This is a genomic window from Streptomyces alkaliphilus (assembly GCF_014141535.1).
In the GTDB taxonomy this organism is placed as follows: Bacteria; Actinomycetota; Actinomycetes; order Streptomycetales; family Streptomycetaceae; genus Streptomyces; species Streptomyces alkaliphilus.
In genome coordinates, this window is sequence record NZ_VKHT01001207.1 from 1 (window position 1) to 1,328 (window position 1,328).

General features: G+C 72.7%; 1 protein-coding gene. It reads left to right on the forward strand.

Annotation, left to right across the window (positions count from 1 at the left end):
* Nucleotides 1–110: 110 nt before the first annotated feature.
* Nucleotides 111–1,328, forward strand: a 1,218-nt coding sequence (locus FNQ90_RS23460; RefSeq protein WP_182608182.1) for a DNA polymerase III subunit gamma and tau, incomplete at its 3' end; no start/stop codon positions are given.

Here is a 1,328-nt window from a genome sequence, read left to right on the forward strand (position 1 = left end):
GCTCCGCCCCCTCCACTCCACCCGGCGCGTGGACGCCACGATCGCGAACGCCGGCGGGCCCCGACCCGGGTCGGGGCCCGCTGTCGGTGCGGACCGATATCGTCGGAGTCGTGTCGTCCCTCGCGCTGTACCGCCGCTACCGTCCCGAGACCTTCGCCGAGGTCATCGGGCAGGAGCACGTGACCGCCCCGCTGCAGCAGGCCCTGCGGAACAACCGGGTCAACCACGCCTACCTCTTCAGCGGCCCACGCGGTTGCGGCAAGACGACCAGCGCCCGCATCCTGGCCCGCTGCCTGAACTGCGAGCAGGGCCCGACCCCCACCCCCTGCGGGGAGTGCCGCTCCTGCCTCGACCTGGCGCGCAACGGCCCCGGCTCGATCGACGTCATCGAGATCGACGCCGCCTCCCACGGTGGTGTGGACGACGCCCGCGAGCTGCGGGAGAAGGCGTTCTTCGGCCCCGCCTCCAGTCGGTGGAAGATCTACATCATCGACGAGGCGCACATGGTGACCTCGGCGGGCTTCAACGCCCTCCTCAAGGTCGTCGAGGAGCCCCCGGAGCACCTGAAGTTCATCTTCGCCACGACCGAGCCGGAGAAGGTCATCGGGACCATCCGCTCGCGCACCCACCACTACCCCTTCCGGCTGGTGCCCCCGGGCACCCTGCGCGACTACTTGGCTCAGGTGTGCGAGACGGAGGCCATCCCCGTCGACCCCGCCGTGCTGCCACTGGTGGTGCGAGCCGGCGCCGGCTCGGTGCGCGATTCGATGTCGGTGATGGACCAGTTGCTCGCCGGAGCGGGCGAGGAGGGCGTCACCTACGCGATGGCGACCGGCCTCCTCGGCTACACCGACGGTGCCCTGCTGGACCGTGTCGTCGACGCCTTCGCCGCCTCCGACGGCGCGGCGGCCTTCGAGGTCGTCGACCGCGTGGTCGAGGGCGGTCACGACCCCCGCCGTTTCGTCGCCGACCTGTTGGAGCGGCTGCGCGACCTGGTGATCCTCGCCGCCGTACCGGACGCGGCCGAGAAGGGCCTGATCGACGTTCCCGTCGACGTCATGGAGCGGATGTCCGCGCAGGCGTCCGCCATGGGCCCGGCCCGCCTCAGCCGGGCCGCCGATCTGGTCAACAGCGGCCTGGGCGAGATGCGCGGCGCGACCTCGCCCCGGCTGCAACTGGAGCTGATCTGCGCCCGGGTGCTCCTGCCCGCCGCCTACGGGGACGAGAGCGCCCTGCTCAGCAGGCTGGAGCGGCTGGAGAGCGGCGCCGGCGCCGCGTTCGCCGCGGCTCCGGCTCCCTTCCCCCCTGCGGCGGCACCTCCGCAGCCC